This window comes from Mycobacterium sp. URHB0044 (assembly GCF_000620625.1).
Taxonomy (GTDB): Bacteria; Actinomycetota; Actinomycetes; order Mycobacteriales; family Mycobacteriaceae; genus Mycobacterium.
In genome coordinates this window covers 481,367-506,853 of the sequence record NZ_JIAW01000003.1, presented here as the reverse complement: position 1 = coordinate 506,853, position 25,487 = coordinate 481,367, and the positions used below count along the sequence as shown (strand labels likewise).

28 protein-coding genes are annotated in these 25,487 nt (G+C 65.2%); 17 read left to right on the top strand and 11 right to left on the bottom strand.

Going from position 1 to position 25,487, the window contains the following annotated elements:
- Window positions 1–31 precede the first annotated feature (31 nt).
- The gene (gene kstR2 / locus N536_RS0109225; RefSeq protein WP_029113353.1) at window positions 32–625 is read left to right on the top strand and encodes a TetR family transcriptional regulator KstR2; all 594 of its coding nucleotides are present in this window, start codon (window positions 32–34) and stop codon (window positions 623–625) included.
- A 2-nt stretch (window positions 626–627) separates the two neighbouring features.
- Window positions 628–1,776, top strand: a complete 1,149-nt coding sequence (gene fadA6 / locus N536_RS0109220; protein ID WP_029113352.1) for a steroid 3-ketoacyl-CoA thiolase FadA6 — start codon at window positions 628–630, stop codon at window positions 1,774–1,776.
- Between the two features lie 3 nt (window positions 1,777–1,779).
- Here the strand turns inward: fadA6 and N536_RS0109215 are convergent, their stop codons facing one another.
- The 7 genes from N536_RS0109215 to echA20 all read right to left on the bottom strand — a co-directional run bounded on the left by N536_RS0109215 (window position 1,780) and on the right by echA20 (window position 7,887).
- Complete coding sequence (locus tag N536_RS0109215; protein WP_029113351.1) at window positions 1,780–2,895, bottom strand: NDMA-dependent alcohol dehydrogenase; 1,116 nt, start codon at window positions 2,893–2,895, stop codon at window positions 1,780–1,782.
- A gap of 83 nt (window positions 2,896–2,978) precedes the next feature.
- Window positions 2,979–3,716: a hypothetical protein gene (locus tag N536_RS0109210; RefSeq protein WP_029113350.1), complete on the bottom strand. Its 738-nt coding sequence runs from the start codon at window positions 3,714–3,716 to the stop codon at window positions 2,979–2,981.
- Window positions 3,713–4,378 carry a SatD family protein gene (locus N536_RS0109205; RefSeq protein ID WP_231514458.1) on the bottom strand — a complete coding sequence of 222 codons (666 nt, stop codon included), beginning with the start codon at window positions 4,376–4,378 and terminating at the stop codon, window positions 3,713–3,715. Before N536_RS0109205 ends, N536_RS0109210 begins: the two co-directional genes overlap by 4 nt.
- Window positions 4,379–4,431: 53 nt before the next feature.
- Window positions 4,432–5,496 (bottom strand): (3aS,4S,5R,7aS)-5-hydroxy-7a-methyl-1-oxo-octahydro-1H-indene-4-carboxyl-CoA dehydrogenase, encoded by a 1,065-nt coding sequence (gene ipdC / locus N536_RS0109200; protein ID WP_029113348.1) that lies wholly within the window; start codon window positions 5,494–5,496, stop codon window positions 4,432–4,434.
- An 8-nt stretch (window positions 5,497–5,504) separates the two neighbouring features.
- Entirely contained in the window at window positions 5,505–6,251 is a 747-nt protein-coding gene (ipdB, locus tag N536_RS0109195) for a cholesterol ring-cleaving hydrolase subunit IpdB (RefSeq protein WP_029113347.1), read from the bottom strand.
- A complete protein-coding gene (gene ipdA, locus N536_RS0109190; RefSeq protein ID WP_029113346.1) occupies window positions 6,248–7,138 on the bottom strand; it encodes a cholesterol ring-cleaving hydrolase subunit IpdA in 891 nt (296 codons plus the stop codon). Before ipdA ends, ipdB begins: the two co-directional genes overlap by 4 nt.
- Window positions 7,135–7,887: a (7aS)-7a-methyl-1,5-dioxo-2,3,5,6,7,7a-hexahydro-1H-indene-carboxyl-CoA hydrolase gene (gene echA20, locus N536_RS0109185; protein WP_029113345.1), complete on the bottom strand. Its 753-nt coding sequence runs from the start codon at window positions 7,885–7,887 to the stop codon at window positions 7,135–7,137. Before echA20 ends, ipdA begins: the two co-directional genes overlap by 4 nt.
- A gap of 59 nt (window positions 7,888–7,946) precedes the next feature.
- On the opposite strand from echA20, the gene N536_RS0109180 reads away from it, so the two are divergent.
- Together N536_RS0109180 and N536_RS0109175 are read left to right on the top strand one after the other, a co-directional pair.
- Window positions 7,947–8,717, top strand: coding sequence for an SDR family oxidoreductase (locus tag N536_RS0109180; protein WP_029113344.1), 771 nt, complete (start codon window positions 7,947–7,949; stop codon window positions 8,715–8,717).
- A 17-nt stretch (window positions 8,718–8,734) separates the two neighbouring features.
- Window positions 8,735–9,640 carry an SDR family oxidoreductase gene (locus tag N536_RS0109175; RefSeq protein WP_029113343.1) on the top strand — a complete coding sequence of 302 codons (906 nt, stop codon included), beginning with the start codon at window positions 8,735–8,737 and terminating at the stop codon, window positions 9,638–9,640.
- On the opposite strand, the gene N536_RS0109170 is transcribed toward N536_RS0109175, so the two are convergent.
- From N536_RS0109170 to N536_RS0109155, 4 genes are read right to left on the bottom strand one after another with little or no spacing between them, the layout of a single operon-like run.
- A complete protein-coding gene (locus tag N536_RS0109170) occupies window positions 9,637–10,095 on the bottom strand; it encodes a nitroreductase family deazaflavin-dependent oxidoreductase (RefSeq protein WP_029113342.1) in 459 nt (152 codons plus the stop codon). The genes N536_RS0109175 and N536_RS0109170 overlap by 4 nt on opposite strands.
- Window positions 10,096–10,116: 21 nt before the next feature.
- Window positions 10,117–10,572, bottom strand: coding sequence for a nitroreductase family deazaflavin-dependent oxidoreductase (locus N536_RS0109165; RefSeq protein WP_029113341.1), 456 nt, complete (start codon window positions 10,570–10,572; stop codon window positions 10,117–10,119).
- Window positions 10,573–10,581: 9 nt separating this feature from the next.
- On the bottom strand, window positions 10,582–10,968 hold the full coding sequence (locus N536_RS0109160) for a nuclear transport factor 2 family protein (RefSeq protein ID WP_029113340.1): 387 nt from the start codon (window positions 10,966–10,968) through the stop codon (window positions 10,582–10,584).
- Window positions 10,969–12,132 (bottom strand): steroid 3-ketoacyl-CoA thiolase, encoded by a 1,164-nt coding sequence (locus N536_RS0109155; RefSeq protein ID WP_029113339.1) that lies wholly within the window; start codon window positions 12,130–12,132, stop codon window positions 10,969–10,971.
- Window positions 12,133–12,264: 132 nt separating this feature from the next.
- On the opposite strand from N536_RS0109155, the gene N536_RS0109150 reads away from it, so the two are divergent.
- From N536_RS0109150 to N536_RS37835, 13 genes are all read left to right on the top strand, one after another.
- Window positions 12,265–13,512: a cytochrome P450 gene (locus tag N536_RS0109150; protein WP_029113338.1), complete on the top strand. Its 1,248-nt coding sequence runs from the start codon at window positions 12,265–12,267 to the stop codon at window positions 13,510–13,512.
- A gap of 67 nt (window positions 13,513–13,579) precedes the next feature.
- Window positions 13,580–14,599 (top strand): acyl-CoA dehydrogenase family protein, encoded by a 1,020-nt coding sequence (locus N536_RS0109145; protein ID WP_029113337.1) that lies wholly within the window; start codon window positions 13,580–13,582, stop codon window positions 14,597–14,599.
- Window positions 14,584–15,747 carry an acyl-CoA dehydrogenase FadE29 gene (gene fadE29, locus N536_RS0109140; protein WP_029113336.1) on the top strand — a complete coding sequence of 388 codons (1,164 nt, stop codon included), beginning with the start codon at window positions 14,584–14,586 and terminating at the stop codon, window positions 15,745–15,747. The genes N536_RS0109145 and fadE29 overlap by 16 nt, the downstream gene beginning before the upstream one ends.
- Before the next feature lie 28 nt (window positions 15,748–15,775).
- Window positions 15,776–16,735: a bifunctional MaoC family dehydratase N-terminal/OB-fold nucleic acid binding domain-containing protein gene (locus tag N536_RS0109135; RefSeq protein ID WP_029113335.1), complete on the top strand. Its 960-nt coding sequence runs from the start codon at window positions 15,776–15,778 to the stop codon at window positions 16,733–16,735.
- Window positions 16,732–17,136 carry a MaoC family dehydratase gene (locus N536_RS0109130; protein WP_029113334.1) on the top strand — a complete coding sequence of 135 codons (405 nt, stop codon included), beginning with the start codon at window positions 16,732–16,734 and terminating at the stop codon, window positions 17,134–17,136. Before N536_RS0109135 ends, N536_RS0109130 begins: the two co-directional genes overlap by 4 nt.
- The gene (locus N536_RS0109125; protein WP_029113333.1) at window positions 17,133–18,302 is read left to right on the top strand and encodes a lipid-transfer protein; all 1,170 of its coding nucleotides are present in this window, start codon (window positions 17,133–17,135) and stop codon (window positions 18,300–18,302) included. Before N536_RS0109130 ends, N536_RS0109125 begins: the two co-directional genes overlap by 4 nt.
- 535 nt (window positions 18,303–18,837) lie before the next feature.
- Window positions 18,838–19,434: a LuxR C-terminal-related transcriptional regulator gene (locus N536_RS41375; protein WP_369798403.1), complete on the top strand. Its 597-nt coding sequence runs from the start codon at window positions 18,838–18,840 to the stop codon at window positions 19,432–19,434.
- Between the two features lie 328 nt (window positions 19,435–19,762).
- Window positions 19,763–20,206, top strand: a complete 444-nt coding sequence (locus N536_RS42905; RefSeq protein ID WP_231514465.1) for a hypothetical protein — start codon at window positions 19,763–19,765, stop codon at window positions 20,204–20,206.
- On the top strand, window positions 20,203–20,847 hold the full coding sequence (locus N536_RS37845; RefSeq protein WP_369798402.1) for a LuxR C-terminal-related transcriptional regulator: 645 nt from the start codon (window positions 20,203–20,205) through the stop codon (window positions 20,845–20,847). Before N536_RS42905 ends, N536_RS37845 begins: the two co-directional genes overlap by 4 nt.
- Before the next feature lie 156 nt (window positions 20,848–21,003).
- Window positions 21,004–22,791 carry a glutamine--fructose-6-phosphate transaminase (isomerizing) gene (gene glmS, locus N536_RS0109105; protein ID WP_029113332.1) on the top strand — a complete coding sequence of 596 codons (1,788 nt, stop codon included), beginning with the start codon at window positions 21,004–21,006 and terminating at the stop codon, window positions 22,789–22,791.
- Window positions 22,792–22,982: 191 nt separating this feature from the next.
- Window positions 22,983–23,156 carry a LuxR C-terminal-related transcriptional regulator gene (locus N536_RS43500; protein WP_369798406.1) on the top strand — a complete coding sequence of 58 codons (174 nt, stop codon included), beginning with the start codon at window positions 22,983–22,985 and terminating at the stop codon, window positions 23,154–23,156.
- 467 nt (window positions 23,157–23,623) lie between these two features.
- Window positions 23,624–24,265, top strand: coding sequence for a response regulator transcription factor (locus tag N536_RS37840; protein ID WP_231514457.1), 642 nt, complete (start codon window positions 23,624–23,626; stop codon window positions 24,263–24,265).
- 406 nt (window positions 24,266–24,671) lie between these two features.
- Window positions 24,672–25,364 carry a response regulator transcription factor gene (locus tag N536_RS37835; protein WP_231514456.1) on the top strand — a complete coding sequence of 231 codons (693 nt, stop codon included), beginning with the start codon at window positions 24,672–24,674 and terminating at the stop codon, window positions 25,362–25,364.
- The last annotated feature ends 123 nt before the right edge of the window (window positions 25,365–25,487 follow it).

Here is a 25,487-nt window from a genome sequence, read left to right as displayed (position 1 = left end):
CGAGCAAGCGCTTGGTTGATACTCTGATCTGGTGGACAAGGCGCTTCCGAGCCGCCGCGACGAGCTGCTCGACCTCGCCGCGGCGATGTTCGCCGAACGTGGCCTGCGCGCCACTACGGTGCGCGACATCGCGGACTCCGCCGGAATCCTGTCCGGCAGTCTCTATCACCACTTCAAGTCCAAGGAGCAGATGGCCGAGGAGGTCCTTCGCGACTTCCTCGACTGGCTATTCGCCAGGTACACCGAAATCGTCGAGGGCGAGCGCGATCCGCTGGAACGCATCAAGGGCCTGTTCATGGCCTCGTTCGAAGCGATCGAGCACCGTCACGCCCAGGTCGTGATCTACCAGGACGAGGCCAAGCGGCTGTCGGCGTTGCCGCAGTTCTCCTTCGTCGACGAACGCAACCGGGAACAGCGCCAGATGTGGGTGGACGTGCTCAAGCAGGGCGTCGAAGAAGGCTGCCTCCGCCCCGACCTGGACGTCGATCTGGTCTACCGCTTCATCCGCGACACCACCTGGGTCTCGGTCCGCTGGTATCAGCCGGGCGGGCCACTCACTGCCGAGCAGGTCGGCCGACAGTATCTGGCCATCGTTCTTGGCGGAATCACGAAAGAAGGAGATTAGACATGGGCGAGGCGTACGTCATCGACGCTGTACGGACCGCGATCGGCAAGCGCAACGGGTCGCTGGCCGGCGTCCACCCGGTCGACCTCGGCGCCGCCGCCTGGCGCGGCCTGTTCGAGCGCACCGACCTCGACCCGGGCGCCGTCACCGACGTGATCGCGGGTTGCGTCGACGCCATCGGCGGGCAGGCGGGCAACATCGCCCGGCTGTCGTGGCTGGCCGCCGGATACCCCGAAGAGGTCCCCGGCGTCACCGTCGACCGTCAGTGCGGCTCCAGCCAGCAGGCCATTTCGTTTGGCGCACAGGCGATCATGTCCGGCACCGCCGACGTCATCGTGGCGGGCGGCATGCAGAACATGAGTCAGATCCCGATCAGCTCGGCCATGATCGTCGGCGAGCAGTTCGGCTTCACCTCGCCCACGAACGAGTCGAAGAGCTGGCTGCACCGCTACGGCGATCAGGAGATCTCGCAGTTCCGTGGCTCCGAGATGATCGCGGAGAAGTGGAACATCTCCCGCGAGGAGATGGAGCAGTACTCGCTCACCAGTCATCAACGGGCACAAGCGGCGATCCTCGCCGGGTACTTCGAGAACGAGATCATCCCGGTCGACGGCTTCGTCACCGACGAAGGGCCGCGCGACACGTCGCTGGAGAAGATGGCCGGGCTCAAGACCCTCGTCGAGGGTGGTCGGCTGACCGCGGCGATGGCCAGCCAGATTTCCGACGGTGCCAGCGCGGTGCTGCTCGCCTCAGAGCAGGCGGTCAAGGACCACGGCCTGAAGCCACGGGCCCGCATTCACCACATCAGTGCGCGCGGTGCGGATCCGGTGTTCATGTTGACGGGGCCGATTCCCGCGACGCAGTACGCGCTGGACAAGGCTGGCCTCACCATCGAGGACATCGACACCGTCGAGATCAACGAGGCCTTCGCCCCCGTCGTGATGGCCTGGCTCAAGGACACGAAGGCCGACCCGGAGAAGGTCAACCCCAGCGGCGGCGCCATCGCGCTCGGACATCCGCTCGGTGCGACCGGCGCCAAGCTGTTCGCCACGATGTTGAACACGTTGGAGCGCACCGGCGGTCGCTACGGTCTGCAGACGATGTGTGAGGGTGGCGGCACCGCCAACGTCACCATCATCGAACGCCTCTAGCGCTCAGTGATCGTGAATGATCACGCCGCGGATGTTGCGGCCCGCGAGCATGTCGTCGTAGGCCTCATTGATGTCGTTGAGCTTGTACTCGGCCGTCACCGTCTCGTCGAGTAGCAGCTTGCCCTCGCGGTAGAGGCTCAAGAGGCGCGCGATGTCGGCGCGCGGGTTCGCTTCACCGTAGAGACTTCCGAGCAGCCGCTTCTGAAACAGCGTGAAGATGGCCATCGGAAGCGTCGGCGTCACATCGGTCATCGACGCGATGGCCGTCACCACCACCGCGCCGCCCTTTCCGACGATGTTGAGCGCTTCGTTGATCATCGGGCCTTCGAGAAGACCGACGGTGAGTAGGGCGGAATTCGCCATCACGCCCTTGGTGAGCTCGGCAACCAACTCCGTCGCTTCCGGCATCGACGTCGCGAAGTGGGTAGCACCGAACTGAAAAGCCTTGTCACGCTTCGTCTCAACGATGTCGACGACGACGATCTTCTCCGCTCCCGCCAGACACGCGCCCTGGATGGCGCCGGCTCCGATGCCACCGCAGCCGATCACCACCACGGTGTCGCCTGGACTGACGTCCGCGGTATTGACGGCCGAGCCCCATCCCGTCGTGATCCCGCAGCCGAGCAGGCAGGCGCGGGACAGCGGCAGATCGTCGTCGATCTTGACGAGCGAGGTCTCCGAAACCGTGCCGTACTGGGCGAAGGTGCCCAAGAGCGAGGCCGCTCCAACGTCCTTGCCGCGAGCCCGTCGTCGGTACGTGCCGTCGACCTGGGTGCCGGTCAGGATGAGCGCTCCGAGGTCGCACAGGTTCTGGTGTCCGGTCGCGCACCAGCGGCACCGCCCGCAGGCAGGCAGGAACGACGCCACGACGTGGTCGCCGACCTGCAGGTCGCGGACGCCCGGTCCGACGTCCTGCACGATTCCGGCACCCTCGTGGCCGCCGATCACCGGCAACGGGAGCTCGCCGAAGTCGCCGGTCCGGACGTGGTGATCGGAGTGGCACAGCCCGGTGGCCTCGAACGACACCAGGACTTCACCATCCTGCGGCCCGTCGAGTTCGACTTCCTCGACGCTCCATTCGGTGTTGAAGTCCCACAGCACGGCCGCGTTCATCTTCATGTGACGTCCCCCCGATTGTTTGCTGTCCTGACAGCCGAGTGTAGGAACGCCGAGTGCCGGGGGAGGGGTTTTCGCCGCTCCGGCTAGTGCACCAGCGCCAGGCCGCCCAGCGCCAGGATCCAACTGGCGAAGCTGCCGACCAGGAAGTACTCGGTCACGTCGTCGATCCCTATGCCGCCGTTCTCCCTGGCCTTCTGTGCGGTGATCTCGGGGAACCGGATGATGCTCTTGGCGGCGACGACGGCCGTTGCCATCGTCAGCTGCCCGCCGAGTCCGAGACCGACGATGAGCAGCCGCTCCATGGGACCGAGCAGCCGGCCGCCCTTGAGCTTGTCCGACGCCTGCGGCTGGCCGACGGGCTTCACCGCGCCCACCGAGCCGAGCACCAGACGAACCAGCTGATTGCCGGTGGCCAGTTGCACCAGCAGCACGCCGACGATCATCAGCAATCGGTCGGGATCGACGGGGTGTGCACCGAACAAGCCAGCCCAATTCGACCATCGCCCGACGAGGCCGTTCACCTCAGATGCCCAGCCGGACAACAGGATCAACAGGGCGGCGCCCCCGCCAAACACTGCCAGCGGCACGGCCTGGCGGATGCCCGCCCGATCCGCGCGACCACCGAGCACCAGCCAGGCGACGGCGGTCGCCGCGGCGATGAGGAGCAGCGGAAGGTCGCCGAGATGCCACAGCCCACCGAGCAGCATGCAGACCACGACGGTGGCCAGCGCCGCCACCGTCGGCAACCACCGCGCGCGGATCAGACGCCGGCACACGTCACCGACCCCCACCGCGATCAGCAGTACGGCCAGCGCGCTCATCGGATCTCCGAGAGATACCGCGACGCGGCGACGATGAGATCCAAACCGTCGCGGCCCGCGCGTTGCGATACGGCCGACGCGCTGATGCCCTCCTCGTCGGCGAGTTCCTTCTTGGACCGGTGGTGCACGAGACCTCTCAGGATGCGGATGGATCGTTCATCGAGCGATCCAAGCATGTGGTCCCGACACATCAGCGCCGCGTTGATCGGGTCCGCCGCGGGCCCCGCCGGATCGGCCGTTCGGTACGACGTGCGCACCAGCGCGAGACCGGGTTGACGCTGGGCGGTGGCGGTCCATTCGATCGCTTCGCGCGCCACCCACCAGCCCGGCCCGTCCTGGATCCCGGTGTCGTGGTCGAGCACGGTGGCCGGTCCCCAGCCGATGCCGAAGCGGACGTCGACATCGGGCGCGATAGCGAGCCGAACCGAGAGCGCGGCGGCGATCGCCTGACCGACGGTGGGATAGCTGCCCTGAAACTCGTCGCCGACCGTGAAGGCCGGGACGTCGATGGAGCCGTCGGCGATGGCCGTCAGCGCGGTGGTCAGGTTGCGGTGCAACGCGCGACGGTCAGCGGCGTCGCGCGATCGGACGACGTCACCGATCAGCGTCGCCTTCGATGAAGCTTCTGCCTTCGATGAAGCTTCTGCCTTCATCACGGTCATATGAAGACTATAGCTTAACCATGCGAAAGTGAAGAGTATGGCTTCACCTCATGTCAGGACGCGACGAACGCCACCGCGGCCTGCAGGTGTTTGACGGCGTCGTTGACGATCGCCGGGACGAGTTCCGCGCACGATGGCAAGTCGTTGACGATGCCCGCGACCTGTCCCGACGCGAGCACGCCTGCATCGGTGTTGCCCTCCACCAGGCCGGCCTTCAACAGCATGGGCGTGTTGGCCGCCATCACGACTTGCGACCAGGTCAATTCCTTGCCGTGGCGCATCGCCAGACCGTCCGTGACCATCGATCGCCAGGTCATGCCCGACATCTTCTTGAACTTGTGTGCGTTGCGCACCGCCGCGGCGAAACCACGCGCCCGCGATCCGCTTTCCAGCTTCTCGACCAGCCCGGTGCGCAGCACGCGGTGCGGCATGCCGTCCACGCGCGTCGACACCACCGTGCCGTCCAGTCCGGCATCGAGGTAACGCTGCTTGACCGAATCGGGCACGGTCGAGTCCGACGTCAGCAGGAAGCGGGTGCCCATCGCGACGCCCGCGGCACCGTAGGACAACGCGGCGGCCAGCCCGCGACCGTCGAAGAAGCCTCCTGCGGCCACGACGGGGATGTCCACCGCGTCCAGCACCGACGGCAGCAGCAGCGTCGTCGCTACCGGCCCGGTGTGGCCGCCGCCCTCTCCGCCCTGCACGATCACCGCGTCGGCGCCCCAGCCTGCGACCTTCTTGGCGTGCTTGGCCGCTCCGACCGACGGAATCACCACGACACCAGCCTCTTTCAGCTTGGCGATCAGTTCGGGTTTCGGCGCCAATGCGAACGACGCCACCTTGACGCCCTCGCGGATCAGCAGGTCGACACGGTCGATCGCGTCGCCGGCATCGGCGCGGATGTTGATGCCGAACGGCTTGTCCGTGGCAGCCTTGACCTTGGTGACCGCCGTTGCCAGTTCCTCGAGCGTCATGGTCGCCGAGGCGAGGATGCCGAGACCGCCGGCGTTCGACGTCGCCGCCACCAGTCGTGCGCCGGCCACCCAGCCCATGCCGGTCTGCACGACGGGATGCTCGATGCCGACCAACTCGGTGAGCGGGGTGCGTAGCTTGCTCACCGTACTTCTCACCGTACTTCCTTGTCCCGCAGGCTTTTCGGGTCGATGACTTCCTGGATGAGCTGCTGTTCCTGTTGCGTCGGCAGCCGCGTGGGCTCCGCGGAGTCCAGGTCGTGCACCTCGAAGGAGGTGTTCTCCCGGACCTGCTCGGGCGCGACGCCAGGATGCAACGACACCGCCCGCATCTGGTGCTCCGGCCCGTTGAAGTCGAAGACGCCGAGGTTCGTCACCACCCGGAAGACGTTGACGAACCGGTATGCCGGATTGTCGGGATCCACCTTGTCCCAACCGATGCCGGACACGATGTCGACGGAGTCGCCGAACACGCGCTTGGAGTGGTTGCCCACCCAGTAACTGGTCGCGTGGTTGATGGTGTTGCCCGGTGCACCGCGAACGCCGAACATCTGACGGGTCGGATGCTGCAGCGGGCCGAACGCCGACAGGTTCTGGTTGCCGTAGCGGTCGATCTGGTTGGCGCCCATGACCACATGGCGCCTACCCCAGGCGAGCGTCTCGAAGACGCGGCCGAACGGCATCCAGCCCTCGATCGCGCCGGTGACCCCGATCGCCGGAGTGTCGGCCAGCAGCCGCGCCTCGCCATCGGTCAACACGATGTCCGGCGAGAACGTCAACCGGGCCAGCCGGGCGCCGATGGACACGATCGTCGTCATCGGACTCACCATGATCTCGCCGGCGTCGCGGAACAGCTCCGCGCACGCGACGGCACACACCTCGGCACGGGTCACGGCGATCACTTCGAGGCCTCCTTGGCCGACTCTTGAAACTTGCGGACCGCCGCTTGGTAATCGGCCTCGCTGCCGGACAGATACGTGTCGACGAACTGCTTCCAGGTCTCGTCGGACCCGGCCGCCTCGGCGTAGTGCCGCTGGAACTTCTCGTCGCGGCGGTAGTCGGGTTCCGCGGTGGTGAAGTGCGCGCCGCCCGGCGCTTCGACGACGGTGTCCACCATCATCCGGTTGATCAACAGTGCCTGCGGCGGTACGGCTTTCACCAGCTCGTCGGTGGAGACCACCCGCTCGACGGACAGGAAGCGCTTCTCGGCCGACATCAGGAACAGGTCGTCGAAATAGGGATCGATGCCGGTGTAGGCCGCGTTGCCTTGCGCATCACCGAGATTCATGTGCACGAATGCGGCGTCGAGCGTCAGTGCGGGCATCGCGACGAGTTCTTCGAACGCCCCGTCGGTCTCGTAGGGAGACGTGACGGTCGTCAGCTCGTCGCCCCAGAACGCGCGCACGTCGCTGCCGAGTCCGGCGCGGATCGGCAGGAACGGCAACCGTTGCGCCGCCGCCTGCAGGCCGCAGCGCAGCATGCCCTCGTCCATCTCGCGGGCCTCGATGGCGCCGCTGGTGCGCGCCTTGGCGAACCACGGGTCGTAGAACGGCGGCGAATCCAGCGACACGAAACCGTAGTAGACGCGCTTGACCTTGCCCGCGGCGCACAGCAATCCGATGTCCGGCCCGCCATAGCTGACGACGGTGAGGTCTGTGACGTCGGTGCGCAGCAGGGCCCGCACGAACGCCATCGGCTTGCGCCGCGATCCCCAGCCCCCGATGCCGATGGTCATGCCGCTCTCGATGGACGAGACGGCGTCATCGAATGTCGTTCTCTTGTCTGTCATTTGCCCTTCTTCGTCCCGGCGAATGCATCGCGATGTTCATCGGACACGCCGGACAGGTTGAGCTCAAACGTAAAGCCCTGCTCCATCCGATATCTGGCGTTCGGCGGTTGGACGTCGATCAAGTTCAGCGCCTCCTTCGCCGCCCGGATCACCCTGGTGTCCTTGACTGCGATGTCGCGGGCGACGCGCAACGCCGCCTCGTCGAGGTCGGCGCGGGGCACCACCTCGTGCACCGAACCGAAGTGATGCAGCGTCTGCGCATCGACGGTGGCCGCGGTGAAGAACAACCGCCGCATCATGTGCTGCGGAACGAGGCGGGACAGGTGGGTAGCCGCGCCGAGTGCGCCGCGTTCCACCTCCGGCAGGCCGAACGTGGCGTCGTCGGAGGCGACGATGACGTCGGCGTTGCCGACCAGCCCGATGCCGCCGCCGACGCAGAACCCGTTGACCGCCGCGACCACGGGCACCTCGCACTCGTAGACCGCGCGGAACGCGTGGAAGCAGCCGCGATTGGCGTCGATGAGTGCGGTGAAGCCCTCGGTGTTCTGCATCTCCTTGATGTCGACGCCCGCGTTGAAGCCGCGGCCCTCGGCCCGCAGGATCACCACGTGGGTGCTGCGGTCCCGGCCTGCCGCGGTGATGGCGTCGCCGAGTTCGAACCAACCCTTCGACGGGATGGCGTTGACCTTCGGATAGTCGACGGTGACGGAGACGATGCCCGGTTCGACCGTCTTGGTTGTGATCGTCATGGGGGTCACTTCCTGGGGGATGGCTACCTAAGCAAGCACTTGCTTGGTACGCTAGCACAGTGACCGACGCGGCTGGAATCAATCTGCAACTCGATGGCCGGGTCGTCCTGGTGACCGGCGGCGTGCGAGGGGTTGGCGCGGGCATCAGTGCCGTCTTCGCCGGTCAGGGCGCGACGGTCGTCACCTGCGCCCGTCGCCCCGTCGACGATCTGCCGTACGAATTCCACCCGTGCGACGTCCGCGACGACGAGTCGGTGGCGGCGCTGATCGAGGCGATCGTGGCCGCGCACGGCAGGCTCGACGTGGTGGTCAACAATGCGGGCGGATCGCCCTACGTCCTCGCGGCGGATGCCTCGGCGAAGTTCAGCACCAAGATCATCGAGCTCAATCTGCTTGGCCCGCTCTCGGTTTCGCAGCACGCCAACGCACAGATGCAGACCCAGGCGCAGGGCGGCTCCATCATCAACGTCGCCAGCGTCAGCGCGCGCAGGCCGACCCCCGGCACCGCGGCATACGGCGCGGCCAAGGCGGGCGTCGAAAGCCTCACCAGCACACTGGCCGTCGAATGGGCGCCCAAGGTCCGGGTGAACTCGCTCGTCGTGGGCATGGTCGAAACCGAACAATCCGAACTGTTCTACGGTGACGCCGAATCCATCGCCGCGATCTCGGCCAACGTGCCACTCGGCCGGCTCGCCAAACCCGCCGACGTGGGCTGGGCCGCGGCATTCCTGGCGTCCGACGCTGCCTCCTACATCAGCGGCGCATCACTCGAGGTACACGGCGGTGGCGAGCCGCCGCACTATCTCGCCACCACCAATGCGATCAAATAACAAGGGAAACAAGGGATATGGGACTGGTCGACGGCCGGGTCGTCATCGTGACCGGATCGGGCGGCGGCATCGGCCGTGCGCACGCGCTGGCGTTCGCCGCTGAAGGGGCGCGCGTGGTGGTCAACGACATCGGCGTGGGCCTCGACGGCTCACCCGCCGGTGGAGGCAGCGCAGCGCAGGCCGTCGTCGACGAGATCAAGGCCGCCGGGGGCGAGGCCGTCGCCAGCGGCGCCAACGTGGCCGACTGGGCGCAGGCCGAGGGTCTGATCCAGACGGCGGTGGACGCGTTCGGTGGTCTCGACGTGCTGGTCAACAACGCCGGCATCGTGCGGGACCGGATGTTCGCCAACACCAGCGAAGAGGAGTTCGACGCCGTCACCGCCGTGCACCTCAAGGGGCACTTCGCCACCATGAAACACGCTGCGGCGTACTGGCGGGCGCAGTCGAAGGCCGGCAACACCGTAGACGCCCGCATCATCAACACCAGCAGCGGCGCCGGCCTGCAGGGCAGTGTCGGGCAGGCGAACTACAGCGCCGCCAAGGCGGGTATCGCCGCACTCACGCTGGTGGCCTCCGCCGAGATGGGCCGCTACGGCGTCACCGTCAACGCCATCGCGCCATCGGCGCGCACCAGGATGACCGAGACCGTCTTCGCCGACATGATGTCGACGCAGGAGTCCGAGTTCGATTCCATGGCGCCGGAGAACGTCTCGCCGTTGGTGGTGTGGCTGGGCAGCGCCGAGTCCAAGGACGTCACCGGGCGGGTGTTCGAGGTGGAAGGCGGCATCGTGCGGGTCGCCGAGGGGTGGGCACGCGGCGCCGAGGCGGACAAGGGTGCGCGGTGGGATCCGGCCGAACTCGGCCCGGTCGTCGCGGACCTGCTGGCCAAGTCACGCACCCCACTCCCGGTCTACGGCGCCTAACCGGCGATGGGTTCGCACACCACGAGCGGTATCACCCGATCGGTCGCATCCCGGTAACCCTTGTACGGCGGGTACATCCGGATCAGCGGCGGCCAGTAGCGGCGCCGCTCCTCGTCGGTTGCGTCCCGCGCGGTCATGTCGAGGTGCTCGCCACGAATCTGCACGTGCACCTTGGGATTCGACTTCAGATTGAGATACCACAGTGGGTCGCGGTCACGACCGCCGAACGACGCGGGCAACACGACGCGGTCGCCGTCGCGTAGATACAGCGTCGCGGTGATGCGGTGCTGCCCGCTCTTGCGGCCGACCGTGGTCAGCAGCGCGGCGGGAAACCAGAGCAGCTGCGCGCCGAGACGGCCGTTGGTGCGCTGATACACCCAGATGTGCGCGCGGGCGAAGTACTTCAGCAGCAGCGCGACGAGCTTCGAGTTGCGGATCGGATGCTCGCGGGACATGCCTTGGCGTGTTGCCGCGAGTCAGGGCTCGCAAACCACCAAGGGGATCTTCCGCTCGGTCCAGGACTGGTAGTCATCGTAGGTCGGGTACATCTCGACCAGCTTCGGCCAGTAGAGGTTGCGCTCGTCCTCGGTGGCGTCGCGCGCGGTCAGGTGCAAGTTCTCATCCTTGATCTGGACCTTCACCTTGGGATCGGCCTTCAGGTTCAGGTACCACATCGGATGCTTGTCGCTACCGCCCTTGGAAGCCGCGACGATGACCTTGTCACCGTCGCGGTGGAAGTACAGCGGGCTGTCGCGCGGCTCGCCGGACTTGCGGCCGGTGGTGGTGAGGATGGCGACCGGGATGCCCTGGAAGTTGCCGCCGAGGCCCGAGCCCTTGTTGCGTCGGTAGAAGTACGTGTTGATGCGCGACATCCACTTGACGATGAAGTCGCCCCACGCGGTGTCCATGTACTTCGGACGTGAGTTGGCCATGTGTGCAACCTATCCGTTGTGCAGGAACGGGCGGACGGTCGCCTTGATGTGATGGATCTTCCCGTCTTGGGCGGGGATCAAGAAGGTCTCGTCGACGTGGGCGCCGACGCGCCGGCCGGCGAACGAGGGTTTCGTCAGCAGGTCGAACCGGGCCCGAACCACGTCGCCGTCGACGGCGATCTCCAAGACGGTGGCCGACTGGATGACGCGATACTGGGGTCCGCCATTCAGGCTGCGGCGCAAGTGGTTTCCCGAGAATCCCGTCTTGGCGCCGAACTCGATGCGGGTGCAGTCCGGAGCAAACGGCACGTCGCTCGCGTCGTGGCTCACCAGCGCGTCGATGTACGCCCGCGCTGCGGCGATCCGCTCGGTCTCCGTGACCTGGACGTCGACCACTTAGATCCGCTCGATGATGGTGCCCGTCGACAGCGCACCGCCCGCACACATGGTGATGAGCGCGGTGCTCTTGTCGCTGCGCTCCAACTCGTGCAGCGCCGTGGTGATCAGTCGGGCACCGGTGCTTCCCACTGGATGACCGAGCGCGATCGCGCCGCCATTGACGTTGACGCGGTCCATGTCCGGCTCGTGCACGCGGGCCCAGGACAGCACCACCGACGCGAAGGCCTCATTGATCTCGACGATGTCGATGTCGCCCATCTTCATGCCGGCCTTCTCGAGCACCTTGGCGGTGGATTGCACGGGACCGTCGAGGTGGTAGTACGCCTCCGCGCCGACGTTGGCCTGGCTGACGATGCGGGCCCGCGGCTTCAGGCCCAGCGCCCGGGCTTTGTCCTCGTCCATCCACAGCACTGCGGCCGCGCCGTCCGAGATCTGCGACGACGTACCCGCGGTGTGAATTGCGCCCTCCATCACCGGTTTCAGCTGTGCGAGGCCTTCGAGGGTGGTGTCGCGCAGCCCCTGGTCGCGGGTCACGGGCGCGAGCTCCGACGTCGGTCGCTTCTGCTCGTCGAGCACCGGTGCCAGTATCGGCGAGATCTCCCTGTCGAACCGCCCCTCGGCCCAGGCCACCTTGGCCTTGCGCTGGGAATCGAACCCGAACTGGTCGATCTCCTCGCGGGTGATGCCGCGCCGCTTCGCGATGCGCTCTGCGGCGGTGAACTGATCGGGCATGTCGATGTCCCATGACGACGCCCGGATGATCGAGCGGTCGGGTCCGGCGTTGGCACCGAGACCCACCCGGCTCATCGCCTCGATGCCGCACGCGATGCCGATGTCGATGGCCCCGGTCGCGATCAGACCGGCGATGAGGTGGTTGGCCTGCTGGGCGCTGCCGCACTGGCAGTCGACGGTGGTGGCGCCGACGTGCTCGGGCAGGCCCGCCGTCAGCCAGCCCACCCGGGTGATGTTGTTGGACTGCTCGCCGAACTGCGTGACGCAGCCGCCGATCAGCTGTTCCACGTCGCCGGGGTCGATGCCGGCCTTCTCCACTAGCGCCTTCTGCACCGCGCCCAGGAGCTCGGTGGCGTGCAGGCCGGACAGCCAGCCGTTGCGCTTGCCGATGGGGCTGCGGGTGGCTTCGACGATGACAGGGTTACCCATTCCGCCAGGCTAGAACACGTTTCATTAGTCTGACAAGCTGCGATGCGGCCACGCCTTTGATCTGCGGTGAAGCCGTGTTTTACTGGCACTAGAACACGTTGCAATTGACGTTGTAGAGGAGCGCACCCCGTTATGGCACCCCCCAATATTCCGGCTGACTTCGACTTCCTGGATCCCGACGTCAACCTCGCCGGACTGCCGATCGCCGAACTCGCCGAGCTGCGCAAGTCCGAACCGATCCACTGGGTCGACGTGCCGGGCGGCACCGGCGGCTTCGGCGACAAGGGCTACTGGCTCGTCACCAAGCATGCCGACGTCAAGGAGGTCTCGCGTCGCAGCGACGTCTTCTCCAGCTGGCTGAACGGCGCCATCCCGGTCTGGCCGCAGGAGATGACGTTCGAGAACATCGAATTGCAGCGCAACGTCATGCTCAACATGGACGCGCCGCACCACACCCGGCTGCGCAAGATCATCTCGCGCGGCTTCACGCCACGCGCCATCGGTCGTCTGGAAGAGGAGCTCGCGCAGCGGGCCCAGAACATCGCCAAGACCGCGGCCACCGAGGGCACCGGCGACTTCGTCGAGCAGGTGTCGTGCGAGCTGCCGCTGCAGGCCATCGCCGGGCTGCTCGGCGTCCCGCAGGACGATCGCGACAAGTTGTTCCGCTGGTCGAACGAGATGACCGGCGGCGAGGATCCCGAGTTCGCCGACGTCGATCCGGCCCAGTCCTCGATGGAACTGATCATGTACGCGATGGCCATGGCCGATGAGCGGGGCAAGAACCCCACCGACGACATCGTCACGACCCTGATCCAGGCCGACATCGACGGCGAGAAGCTGTCGGACGACGAGTTCGGGTTCTTCGTCATCATGCTCGCCGTGGCGGGCAACGAGACCACCCGCAACTCGATCACCCACGGCATGATCGCGCTGGCGGACAACCCGGATCAGTGGGAGCTGTTCAAGAAGGAGCGGCCGTCCACGACGGCCGACGAGATCATCCGCTGGGCCACCCCGGTGTCGGCGTTCCAGCGCACCGCACTCGAGGACACCGAGCTGGCGGGCGTACCGATCAAGAAGGGCCAGCGGCTGGTGATGTCCTACCGCTCCGCCAACTTCGACGAGGACGTCTTCGAAGACCCGCACTCGTTCAACATCCTGCGCGACCCGAACCCGCACGTCGGCTTCGGCGGCACCGGTGCCCACTTCTGCATCGGCGCCAACCTGGCCCGGATGACGATCAACCTCATCTTCAACGCCGTCGCCGATCACATGCCCGACCTCAAGCCGGTCGGCGAACCCGAGCGGCTACGGTCGGGATGGCTCAACGGCATCAAGCACTGGCAGGTCGACTACACCGGCGCCAGCGCCGCGCACTGACCCGCCGCACCGGCGCACCAGCGCAATTGAATCGCCGCACCAGCGCATTTGAATCAAGGAGGATTCGGTGGATTTCAGTCCGGACCCCGAGCAGCAGGCCGTCGCCGACGTGGTGACCTCTGCTCTCGGGCGTGACAACAGCTGGGCCGCGCTGGTGGACGGGGGAGTGATCGCCCTCGGCGTTCCCGAACGTCTCGGCGGCGACGGGGTGGGTCTACCCGAGATCGCCACGGCGCTCACGGAGATCGGTCGGCATGGCACCGTCAGCCCGGCGCTGGCCACGCTGGGCCTCGGCCTGGTGCCGCTGCTGGATTTGGCGTCCGACGAACAGCAGGACCGTTTCCTGGCAGGGGTGGCGAAGGGCGGCCTGCTCTCGGCCGCACTGAACGAGCCGGGTTCCTCGTTGCCGGAGCGGCCTGGCACGGTCTTCGCCGGCGGAAAGCTGTCGGGCACCAAGGTCGGCGTTCCCCATGCAGAACAAGCGGATTGGCTCGTCGTCACTGCCGACAACGCGGTGGTGGTGGTGTCTCCCAAGACGCCCGGCGTGACGCTGACGAAGACCCCCACCTCGAACCACTCCGACGAGTACGTGGTGACGTTCGACGGCGTCACGGTCCCCGATGCCGACGTCCTCGCGGGCGCTTCGGTACGTCGAGTCAACCAGCTGGTGCTGGCGACGACGGGTGCGTTCGCCGCAGGACTCGTCGCGGGAGCGCTGCGGCTGACGGCGGATTACGTGGCCAGTCGCGAGCAGTTCGGCAGGCCGCTTTCGACGTTCCAGACCGTGGCGGCGCAGCTCGCCGAGGTGTACATCGCGTCGCGCACCATCTCGCTGGTGTCCACGTCGGTGATCTGGCGGTTGTCGGAAGGTCGGGACGCCGACGAGGACCTCGACGTCCTCGGGTACTGGGTGACGTCGCAGGCGCCACCGGTGATGCAGCTCTGCCACCATCTGCATGGCGGCATGGGCATGGACATCGCCTACCCGATGGACCGCTACTACTCGACGATCAAGGACCTGACCCGGCTGCTCGGCGGTCCGTCACACCGCCTCGATCTGGTGGGAGCGCTATGTACATCGAACTGACCCCCGAGCAGCGTCAGCTGCAAGCCGAACTGCGGCAGTACTTTTCGAACCTCATCTCGCCAGAAGAAGCCAAGGCGATGGAGTCCGACCGGCACAACGAGGCCTACCGGGCGGTGATCAAGCGGATGGGCTCGGACGGCAAGTTGGGCGTCGGCTGGCCCAAGGAATTCGGCGGACTGGGATACGGCCCCATCGAGCAGTCGATCTTCGTCAACGAGGCGCAACGGGCCGACGTCCCGCTGCCCGCCGTCACGCTGCAGACCGTCGGGCCGACGTTGCAGCAGTTCGGCAGCGAGTTGCAGAAGAAGAAGTTCCTGCCGGGCATCCTCGCCGGCGAGGTGCACTTCGCGATCGGCTACACCGAACCGGATGCCGGCACCGATCTGGCGTCGTTGCGCACCACCGCGGTCCGCCACGGCGACGAGTACATCGTCAACGGGCAGAAGGTCTTCACCACCGGTGGGCACGACGCCGACTACATCTGGCTGGCGTGCCGGACCGATCCGGAAGCCGTTAAGCACAAGGGTATTTCGATCCTGATCGTCGACACGAAGGATCCCGGCTACTCCTGGACCCCGATGATCCTTTCCGACGGCGCGCACCACACCAACGCCACCTATTACAGCGACGTGCGGGTGCCTGCCGACATGCTCGTCGGCGAGGAGAACGGCGGCTGGCGGCTGATCACCACCCAGCTCAACAACGAGCGGGTGATGCTCGGTCCCGCCGGTCGGGTCGCCGCCATCTACGACCGCGTACACGCGTGGGCGTCCAAGCCAGGCAGCAACGGCAAGACTCCGCTCGACCACGACGACGTCAAGCGTTCGCTGGGTGAGATCAAGGCGATGTGGCGGATCAACGAACTGCTCAACTGGCAGGTCGCGGCGTCCGGGGAGAACATCGACGTCGCCGACGCGGCGGCGACCAAGGTCTTTGGTACCGAGCGCATTCAGTACATCGGGCGGCTCGCGGAGGCGGTCGTCGGTGCCCACGGCAACCCGGCCGACCCCGAAACCGCGGAGCTGCTCGAGTGGCTGGACGTGCAGTCCAAGCGCAACCTGGTGATCACCTTCGGCGGTGGGGTCAACGAGGTGATGCGCGAGATGATCGCGGCGTCGGGGCTCAAGGTGCCGAGGGTCCCGCGGTGATGAGCGCTTGCGCGAAGAACGGACAAGTATGAGCGCGGACGATTTCCAGGCCGAGATCGACAAGGTCAAGGCGGCCGGCCGGAGCAAGCCGCGCGCGGGGCGACACCCCGTCAACGAGCCGATGATCGATCACTGGCTCGACGCCATCGGTGACCGCAACCCCATCTACGTCGACGAGGCGGCTGCGAAGGCCGCAGGCCATCCTGGCGTCGTCGCGCCCCCCGCCATGATCCAGGTCTGGACCATGATGGGTCTTGGCGGCGTCCGTCCCGACGACGATCCGCTCGGCAAGATCATCGAATTGTTCGACAACGCAGGCTATGTCGGCGTCGTCGCGACCAATTGCGAGCAGACCTATCACCGGTATCTGCGTCCCGGCGAGGTGGTCAGTGTGGCCGCCGAGTTGACCGACGTCGTCGGACCAAAGCAGACGGCCCTCGGCGAGGGCTACTTCATCAACCAGAAGATCACCTGGCAGGTCGGCGACGAGGACGTTGCCGAAATGCTTTGGCGCATCATGAAGTTCATCCCCGCCGATCAGGCTTCCACCGCGGCACCCGTGCCCGACGACCTCGACGCCGACGCCATGATGCGGCCCGCGTCGTCGAAGGACACCAAGTTCTTCTGGGACGGTGTCAACGCCCACGAACTGCGCATCCAGAAGCGCGCCGACGGCAGCCTGCAGCACCCGCCTGTGCCCGCGCTCTGGCTGGACAAGGAGCTGGAGACCGAATATCAGGTCGCCAGCGGCAAGGGCACCGTGTTCAGTTTCGTCGTGCACCACGCTCCCAAGGTGCCCGGCCGCACGTTGCCGTTCGTCATCGCGCTCGTCGAACTCGAAGAGGGGGTCCGGATGCTCGGTGAGCTTCGCAATGTCGATCCCGCGGCTGTGGAGGTCGGAATGCCCGTCCGCGCAACGTACATCGACTTTCCGGAGAACAACGTCGGACCGGCGTGGACGCTCTACGCGTGGGAGCCGGACGCATGAGCGCGCCAACGATGGAGGTCGGCACGAAACTGCCCGAGTTGAGTTTCTACGGCGATCCCACGTTCATCGTGTCGACCGCCATCGCGACCCGGGACTACCAGGACGTGCACCACGACCGGGACAAGGCGCAGGCCAAGGGGTCCAAGGACATCTTCGTCAACATCCTGACCGACACCGGCCTCGTGCAGCGCTTCATCACCGACTGGGCAGGCCCGAACGCGGTGATCAAGTCGATCGCACTGCGGCTCGGCGTGCCGTGGTACGCCTACGACACGGTGACGTTCACCGGTGAGGTGACGGCCGTCGACGACGGACTCATCACGTTGAAGATCAAGGGCAGCAACAGCCTTGGCGATCACGTCATCGCCAATGCGACGCTGGTCATGGGAGGGGTCGCGTGAGCGGCGAACTATCGGGCAAGGCGGCCATCGTCGGCATCGGCGCCACGGACTTCTCCAAGAATTCCGGCCGTAGTGAGCTTCGGCTGGCCGCCGAGGCCGTGCTCGACGCACTCGACGATGCCGGGTTGACGCCAGCGGACGTGGACGGCATGACGACGTTCACGATGGACTCCAACACCGAGATCGCCGTCGCGCGTGCCACTGGCATTGGAGACCTGAAGTTCTTCTCCAAGATCCACCACGGCGGCGGTGCGGCTTGTGCGACGGTGCAGCAGGCGGCCGTCGCGGTCGCCACCGGTGTGGCGGACTGCGTGGTGGCCTACCGCGCGTTCAACGAACGCTCGGGCATGCGGTTCGGCCAGGTGCAGACGCGGCTGGTGGAGAATGCCGACTCGACGGGCGTGGACAACTCCTTCTCGTATCCGCACGGATTGTCCACCCCCGCAGCACAAGTGGCGATGATCGCCAAGCGGTACATGCATCTGTCCGGTGCGACCAGCAAGGACTTCGGCGCGGTCTCCGTCGCCGATCGCAAGCACGCCGCGAAGAACCCGAAGGCGTACTTCTACGAGAAGCCGATCACCATCGAGGAGCACCAGAGCTCGCGGTGGATCGCCGAACCGCTCCGACTGCTGGACTGCTGCCAGGAGACCGACGGCGCCGTCGCCCTGGTCATCGTGTCGGCGGAGCGGGCCAAGGATCTGAAGAACCGGCCCGCCATCATCGAGGCGGCTGCCCAGGGCGCCAGCCCCGATCAGTACTCCATGGTGAGCTATTACCGACCGGAACTGGACGGGCTCCCCGAAATGGGCCTGGTCGGCCAGCAGCTCTGGGCGCAATCGGGGCTCCAGCCGACCGACATCCAGACCGCGATTCTGTATGACCACTTCACGCCGTTCACCCTGATTCAGCTGGAGGAGCTGGGCTTCTGCGGCTGGGGCGAGGCGAAGGACTTCATCGCCGATGGCGCCATCGAGATTGGTGGCCGGCTGCCGATCAACACCCATGGCGGCCAACTCGGCGAGGCCTACATCCACGGCATGAACGGCATCGCCGAAGGCGTGCGGCAGTTGCGCGGCACTTCGGTCAATCCGGTGCCCGACGTCGAGCACGTGCTCGTCACGGCAGGCACCGGCGTGCCGACGTCCGGTCTCATCCTCGGTTAGCTGGCGCCTCCAGGAGGCACCGGTACGCGCGGCGGTTCAGATCTAGCAAAGTTTGCAGGGCGGATGCCGTAATTCGTGCCCTTTTTGGCTAGATAGTCAATATTGCCGATTGGCCGTATGCTCCACTAGGGCTGACACGCAAAACGTGGGCCAGCATGCGAAGTCGAGGGTCCGGTATGCGAAACGGGGGTCGGGGATGGGGCGAGCAAATGATCACGGTGACGTGATTATGGCAAACAATACGTGCGTACCGAAGAGCATCGTCGGCGGGTTTGCTGAGGACGGTCGAGTATCTGCGAGGGCGTCGTTCGGCGGCTGGCCGAAGCACGCTCGTGATGGAGCGTTGCCGACTGATTTGCGCGGCCTCGTAGCTTCGCTGCACGGGTCGACGGACCTCCTGGAGCCACTCGGTGACACGCGGGATCGAGCGTTCGGATTCGGAGTCGCGCCGAGCGATTGTGTACGGGGTCCGACCAGGATCTTGGTCGTAGATGACTGCACGCTATATCGCGAGAATCTCGTCACGTTGTTGGCCGTGAATGATGCCGTCGAATCCACGGTTGCGTGGGATTTGCTGTCACTGAAGTCGGCGCTCGAAGGATGCACGCCGGACATCGTTCTGCTTACTGTGTCGACTAGAGACAGTGCGACTTTGCTGAAAATGGCGACCTCGACCAGTCCTGCCGCCAAGGTGATCGCCGTAGGAGTGTCGGAGGACGACGAATCGACGATCGTCGCGTGCGCCGAGGCCGGAGTAACTGGCTATCACCTCCGGTCTGAGTCGCTCGACGATCTGCACTTGTTGATTCACAAGCTCAGCCACGGCGAGTCCGTCTGTTCGCCGAAGGTTTCGGCGATTCTGCTTCGCCGCCTTTCGACGCTTGCGGCGGAGCGTAAACCCAGCGCGGAGGAACTAGTTCTGACCGCACGCGAGATTCAGATCCTGCGCATGCTGGAAATGGGACTGTCGAACCGCGATATTGCAGACCAGCTCTGCATCGCGCTGCATACCGTCAAGAACCACGTCCACAGCGTGTTGGGGAAGCTCGGCGTCAGAACGCGGGCACAGGCCGTGGCCGTCTCGCGCTCGTTCAGCTTCAGCCAGCAAGATCCAGGTCTGGAGCTGGTCTGAAAATGGCTCCAACGGTCCATGTACGGCGCGGCAGGCGGGGTTGATAGTGGATCGGTGCGCTGTGAGTTAGCTCAATCCCCTTGTTCGGCACACACTGACGCAGTTCTGCCGATGTCCCCGTGGTGCGTGGCGACTGGTTCGGCTCGGTTGGAACGCACACGGAAAAACGGGCGGGACGGGTTGCTCAGGACATGGCGTCTCCGTGCGTGTATTCGCATGGTCTGCCGAGTCTCCACCGCCGTGGTGCGTCGAGCGGCGGTAGCCCGATGCGGCGACACCACAGCATCGACGGTGTGGTGCTCGCAGCGCGGGCCGCTAGGTGGGATTCATGACCGGCCAGACGACTTCGTCGAAATCGCTGACCCAGCCGCCCAACACCGGACGGCATCGCAGTGAGTCCGAGCGACCAGCCAGTCGAGCCATTGGTGCCGCGCTGGCCGCCATCGGATTGGCATTGACCGTCTCGCTGTATCCACTGCCGCATGGACCAGAGCTGTTTGACATGTTCACCCCGGATCAAGAGTCCGTCCTCGCATCGCTTTCTAGATCGAAGCCAGGAGATGCCAAGTGCAGAAGGGAATGTCTACAGGATCGGGTGAGCACACCCTTCATCTGGTGCGTGACGGCCAGCAGGGTGGGCATGATCCCGGATCCGAGCGAAGGGTCCCCCGCCAACACGGCGGCCAATACTGGCGAAACGGAAAGGTGGCTTTCCAAGTGGATTGGCAGAGAACGGATTCCGACGATGGACTTCGTGACGAACGCATCTTGATCATCGATGACTGCACGCTCGATCGCGATAACTTGGCCGCCATCCTCGTTCAAAACCACATGGCCGCACCGAGCGTCGCCTGGGATTTGCCGTCTTTGGTCAGGGCGCTCGATGAGGCCGAGCCCAGCGTGGTCCTGCTGAACCTGGCGACCCGCGACAGCGCATCGTTGCTCCGGGCGGCGATGGACATCAGCCCTCACATGCGAGTGATCGTTCTGGGAGCGTCGGAGGGCAACGAAACTGAGATCATCGCGTGCGCCGAGGCAGGTGTGGCCGGGTACCACATGCGAGCCGATTCGCTCGAGGACCTGATCGCTTTGATACGCAAGGTTGCTGCTGGGCATACGGGCTGCTCCCCGGCCGTCTCCGCGATTTTGCTCCGCCGACTGTCGATGCTGGCCTCGCAGCGGCAACCTGCGATGAAGGAACTAGCTCTCACGACCCGGGAGGCTCAGATCCTGAGGATGCTGGAACTGGGCCGATCGAATCAGGACATTGCGGATCAGCTCGCCATCGCCGTACACACGGTCAAGAACCACGTGCACAGCCTGCTCACCAAACTGGGTGTCAGCACGCGCGCGGAGGCGGCGGCACTGTCCCGCACCATCCGGTTTACACCAGGGGTGACCCGGACGAACTAGACCTCGGTCCAGCAAAAGTTAGCTCGCATGGTCCATGTACGTGCGCATTGCGGACCCCGATAGTGAAGTGGTGTTCTTCGGGTTAGCTCTAGACGGTGACAGGCGATCGCTCGCCAACGAATCCTGGCCGGCCACAACGGATCAGGCGGCCGCGTGATGTGCGGGATCATCGCGTGCCGGACGCATGCGCCGGCAATCGATTACCTCCTGATCGCACTTCGCCGACTCGAGTACCGCGGCTACGACTCGGTTGGGGTTGCCGTGCAAACCACCGGAGGCGATGTCGTGCGGTTGCGGACGGTCGGAAGGATTAGCGCACTTCGTCGTTCAGTGCGCGACTGGACCGGACCGGAGCTCGATGGCGCGGGTATCGGTCACACCAGATGGGCGACGCACGGGCCGGCGACCGAGAGCAACGCACACCCTCATACCGACTGCACAGGCCGGATCAGTCTCGTCCACAACGGAATAATCGAGAACGCGGACACGCTGCGGCGCGCGCTAACGACGTCGGGCCATCACTTCGCTACATCCGTCGACACTGAAGTCGTGTGCCATCTGATTGAGGATCAGCTGCGTCTCTCCGGCGACCTCCTCGACGCAGTGGAGACCGCGCTCACTCCACTCGAGGGATCGTGGGCGCTCGCGGTGCTGGACGAACGAACCGGTCGAATCGTCGTCGCCGCCAACCAGTCTCCACTCCTCATCGCGCATACCAGCCACGGCGACTTCGCGGCGAGTGACATCACCGCAGTGGCTGAATGGGTGGATGAATTCCGTGTCCTGAACGACGGTGACGTAGTCGAGTTGACAGGGAACAACGGCTGGCACGCGCACGGAGTTGGCACCCCGGCGCCCGTCATGGCGCGATACATCTGGCATCAGAGTGACGCCGAGTTGAACGGTCACGCCGACTACATGGCCAAGGAGATCGACGAACAACCCGAAGCCGTGGCACGGGTGCTCGACGCGGTCGGCTCCTGCGCCGCGAACGGATCACTCTGGGCCGATCTCGGATTGGAGCCGTTCGACCGTCTACAGATAATCGGTTGTGGTACTTCGCTGAATGCGGGTCGCGTGATTGGGAACGTCGTGCAACGCCTCGGCGGAATCCCAGTGGTGCTCACGGTCGCCAGTGAAGCCGCCGAGGAGATCGTGGAGCCACGGACGCTGCGCCTCGCCGTCAGCCAGTCCGGGGAGACCGCCGACCTGTTGAAGGCCCTCGACTTTCCGACGATCGTCCGGTCAGACTTGTTGGCCCTCACCAACAACCCGCTATCAAATCTTGCGCGCCGTGCGGATGCAGTCATCACGTGTTCGGCAGGCCCGGAAATCGGCGTGGCGGCCACCAAGACCTTCGTGTGCCAGATCGTTGCGGGTGTCGCGGTGATGGTTTCGGCGCTCGTAGCCACCGACCGGCTCTCCGCGGCCGCCGCCAGCACGATTTTCGATGACCTTCGACGGCTGCCGGAACAGCTGGTGACGGCTGGCACCGTGGCCAAGTGTGACGTTCCCCCGATTGCCGAAGAGTTCACCGGCGCCAGTGGTTTCATCTTCATCGCCAGGGGAACCGGGCTTCCCTATGCGGCCGAGGGCGCGTTGAAACTCAAGGAACTCAGCTACCGATGGGCTGAACACTATCCGGCGGGTGAGCTCAAGCACGGGCCCCTCGCGCTGATCGGTTCCGGCACACCGGTCGTCGTCGTCGACAATGGCGACCGCAAACTTGTCAGCAATATCGCCGAAGTCCAGGCGCGTGGTGGTCGCATCATCAGCATCGGTTCGAAGGGCAGCACCGTACCCGTGGTGTCCGCACCGGCCGCGCCATGGGGTCCCCTCGAAGTGATTGTCCCGCTGCAGATTCTGGCCCGGACACTGGCGCTGGCCTTGGGCCGAGACGTCGACAAACCCCGCAACCTCTCCAAATCAGTGACGGCAGAGTAACTCGATGAACCGACAGATAACCGCAGCTCGTTGCGGTGCGCAATGAGCAGATTGGAAAGTAGCTGCTGGGGAGTCTGTCTGCCCGCCTCGAATCTCGGCGATTCTGCTCGATCGCCTCGGTATTTGGAGCCCGGCGCCGGCCGGCGTCCAAGGAGCTAGTTCTCACCGTGCGTGAGACCCAGATTCTGCAGATGTTGGAAATGGGACTGTCGAATCGAGACATCGCCGATCGCCTTTCGGTTGCATTGCACACGGTCAAGAACGCTGTCCACAGCGTGCTGACCAAACTTGGAGTCAGTACTCGGGCGGAGGCTGCCGCCCGAGTTCGGGCCCTCGATCTGCCTATGACTGAACCGGAGAACTAGATCGTGGTCTGGATTGAATTTGATTCCTATGGTCCATGTACGAGATGGCAAGCGTGTCCCATAGTTGAGACATACGGAGGGGAGGCCGAAGTGTTGCTAGAAGATGAAGTTTGGGTGAATCTCTATCTCCGCGTGGAAGCGACGCGCCGGACTCAGGGTAAAGTCGGGGACGCTGGTCGCCAACCGAGGCGAACCATCGTGAGCGCCAACGACATCGGTCCGTTAGCCGGGTACGCCCGGAATCTGCCAGTGCGACTGAGCCGACTCCGATGAGCCAGCCCTATCCAGCTCCGGCGGCGAATGGACTTGCGCACGAGGGCCATTCAGTGTGCCCGCGACCCAAGTACGACTCGATGACACGAATCGGCGCCTCGCCTGCGTTGACGTCGCACAATGGGCACTCGCCGCGACTGGCGGAACCTCGGCTTGAGTTTGCGAGGGCCGAGATACTTATCGTCGATGACAGCATGCTTCACCGCGACACGCTGGCCGCTGTCATCCTTGCCAGCGGGGGCTGTGTAGCTGACGCGGCGTGGGATCTGCTGTCGCTGCGGAGGGCGCTCGACGAATTCGCCCCGGACATCGTGCTGCTCAGCATGGCCACCCGTGACAGTCATACGTTGATCCACCTGGTTCGGGAGACTCACCCCCAAACGAAAGTGATCGTCACCGGCCTCTCCGACGATGACGACGCTGGAATCATCGGTTGCGCTGAAGCAGGTGTCGCCGGCTATCACCTGCGAACCGAGTCACTTGGCGAATTACTCGTTATCATAGGCAGAGTACTCACCGGTGAATCACATTGTCCGCCAGTTGTTTCTGCGATACTGCTGAGACGCCTGTCGACGCTTGCCGCGCGACGGCAGCTTCAGCCAGGGGGGCTTGTCCTCCTTACCTCACGCGAACTCCAGGTCCTGCGAATGCTGGAGATGGGCATGTCCAATCGAGACATCGCGGGTGGGCTCTGCATCGCGGTACATACGGTCAAGAACCACGTGCACAACGTGTTGACCAAGCTCGGTGTCAGTACACGGACCGCCGCGGCGGCTTATTCTCGTTCGATTCGATACGACGGCATCGGTGGGGATCTAGGCGCAACGCCCGCATAAAGTGAATCCAATAGCCCATATACGACCAGCCACGACCGAGTTGATAGTGGATCAATGCGATGCTTGTCTACTCCGGTCGAGACTTCGGGCGGTGGCGAGGTCTGCACCGGCGAATCTCGAATTCTGACTGCGCTTTTCGCCGAACACTCCCGGCAGACCTATGCAGCCGACGCCGGACCCCCGTCTGCTGTCAGATCGAATCAGCCTTCGGGTCCGGGGGATGCCGTCATGGGCACACCCGTGATCGTCGGTGCTCCGTGAATCGTGCATTGGCTAATTTCTTTGTGACCGTCAGTAGCGTTGCTGGCGGTGCACCCCGGCGACCCGTGCTGGCGCTGGGCGGGACAACGGTCATGCAGGATCATGCGGCGCGTTGCCCGCGCCCGTTCTCGGTCGCCATATGAGGGTGGCGTCCGATCGGACTGACGGGCCCGCCGCGTCGTGCGGCGAAAGCATTCTGATCATCGACGACTACCGGTTGTACCGCGAGAGCCTGGCGGGCCTCGTCGCGCTGAACGGGAGATACCACCCGATCGTTGCCTGGGACCTGCCCTCGTTGGTGGTGGCACTCGAAGATTCCGAGCCGGTGGTCGCGGTGCTGAACCTGGCTACCCGGGGGAGTTCCCTGCTGCTCCGCGCGATGAAAGACATTCATCCGCACATCCGGGCGGTTGCTTTGGGCGCCAGGGAAGATGATGAGTCTCAGATCGTCGACTGCGCCGAGGCCGGGGTATCTGCCTATCACATGAGAGGCGACTCGTTCGAGGACTTGCTCGGCTTGATCGACAACGTCGCTGCCGGGAAATCTGACTGGCCTCCGAGGATTACGGCGATTTTGCTCCGCAGGGTATCGACACTGGCTGCCCATCCGCAGCCGGCAATGGTGGAACTAGCTCTGACGGCCAGAGAGGCGCAGATCCTGCGACTGCTGGAATTGGGCCAATCCAATCGCGACATCGCATCGCAGCTCAGCATCGCCCTCTACACGGTCAAGAACCATGTCCACAGTCTTCTGACCAAGCTCGGCGTGCACACGCGCACCGAGGCGGCGGAACTGGCACGGGGTATTCGGACGAACAGGCACCAGGGCGGGGACTAGATCGCGGTCTACCGAAAATTGGATCCGATTGCCCATGTACGCCCGGGTTGCGGAGACCGATAGTTATTGGGTGCTCGCAAAGTTAGCTATCGCCCCCATTGGGACTTTCCTAGCGAACGACTG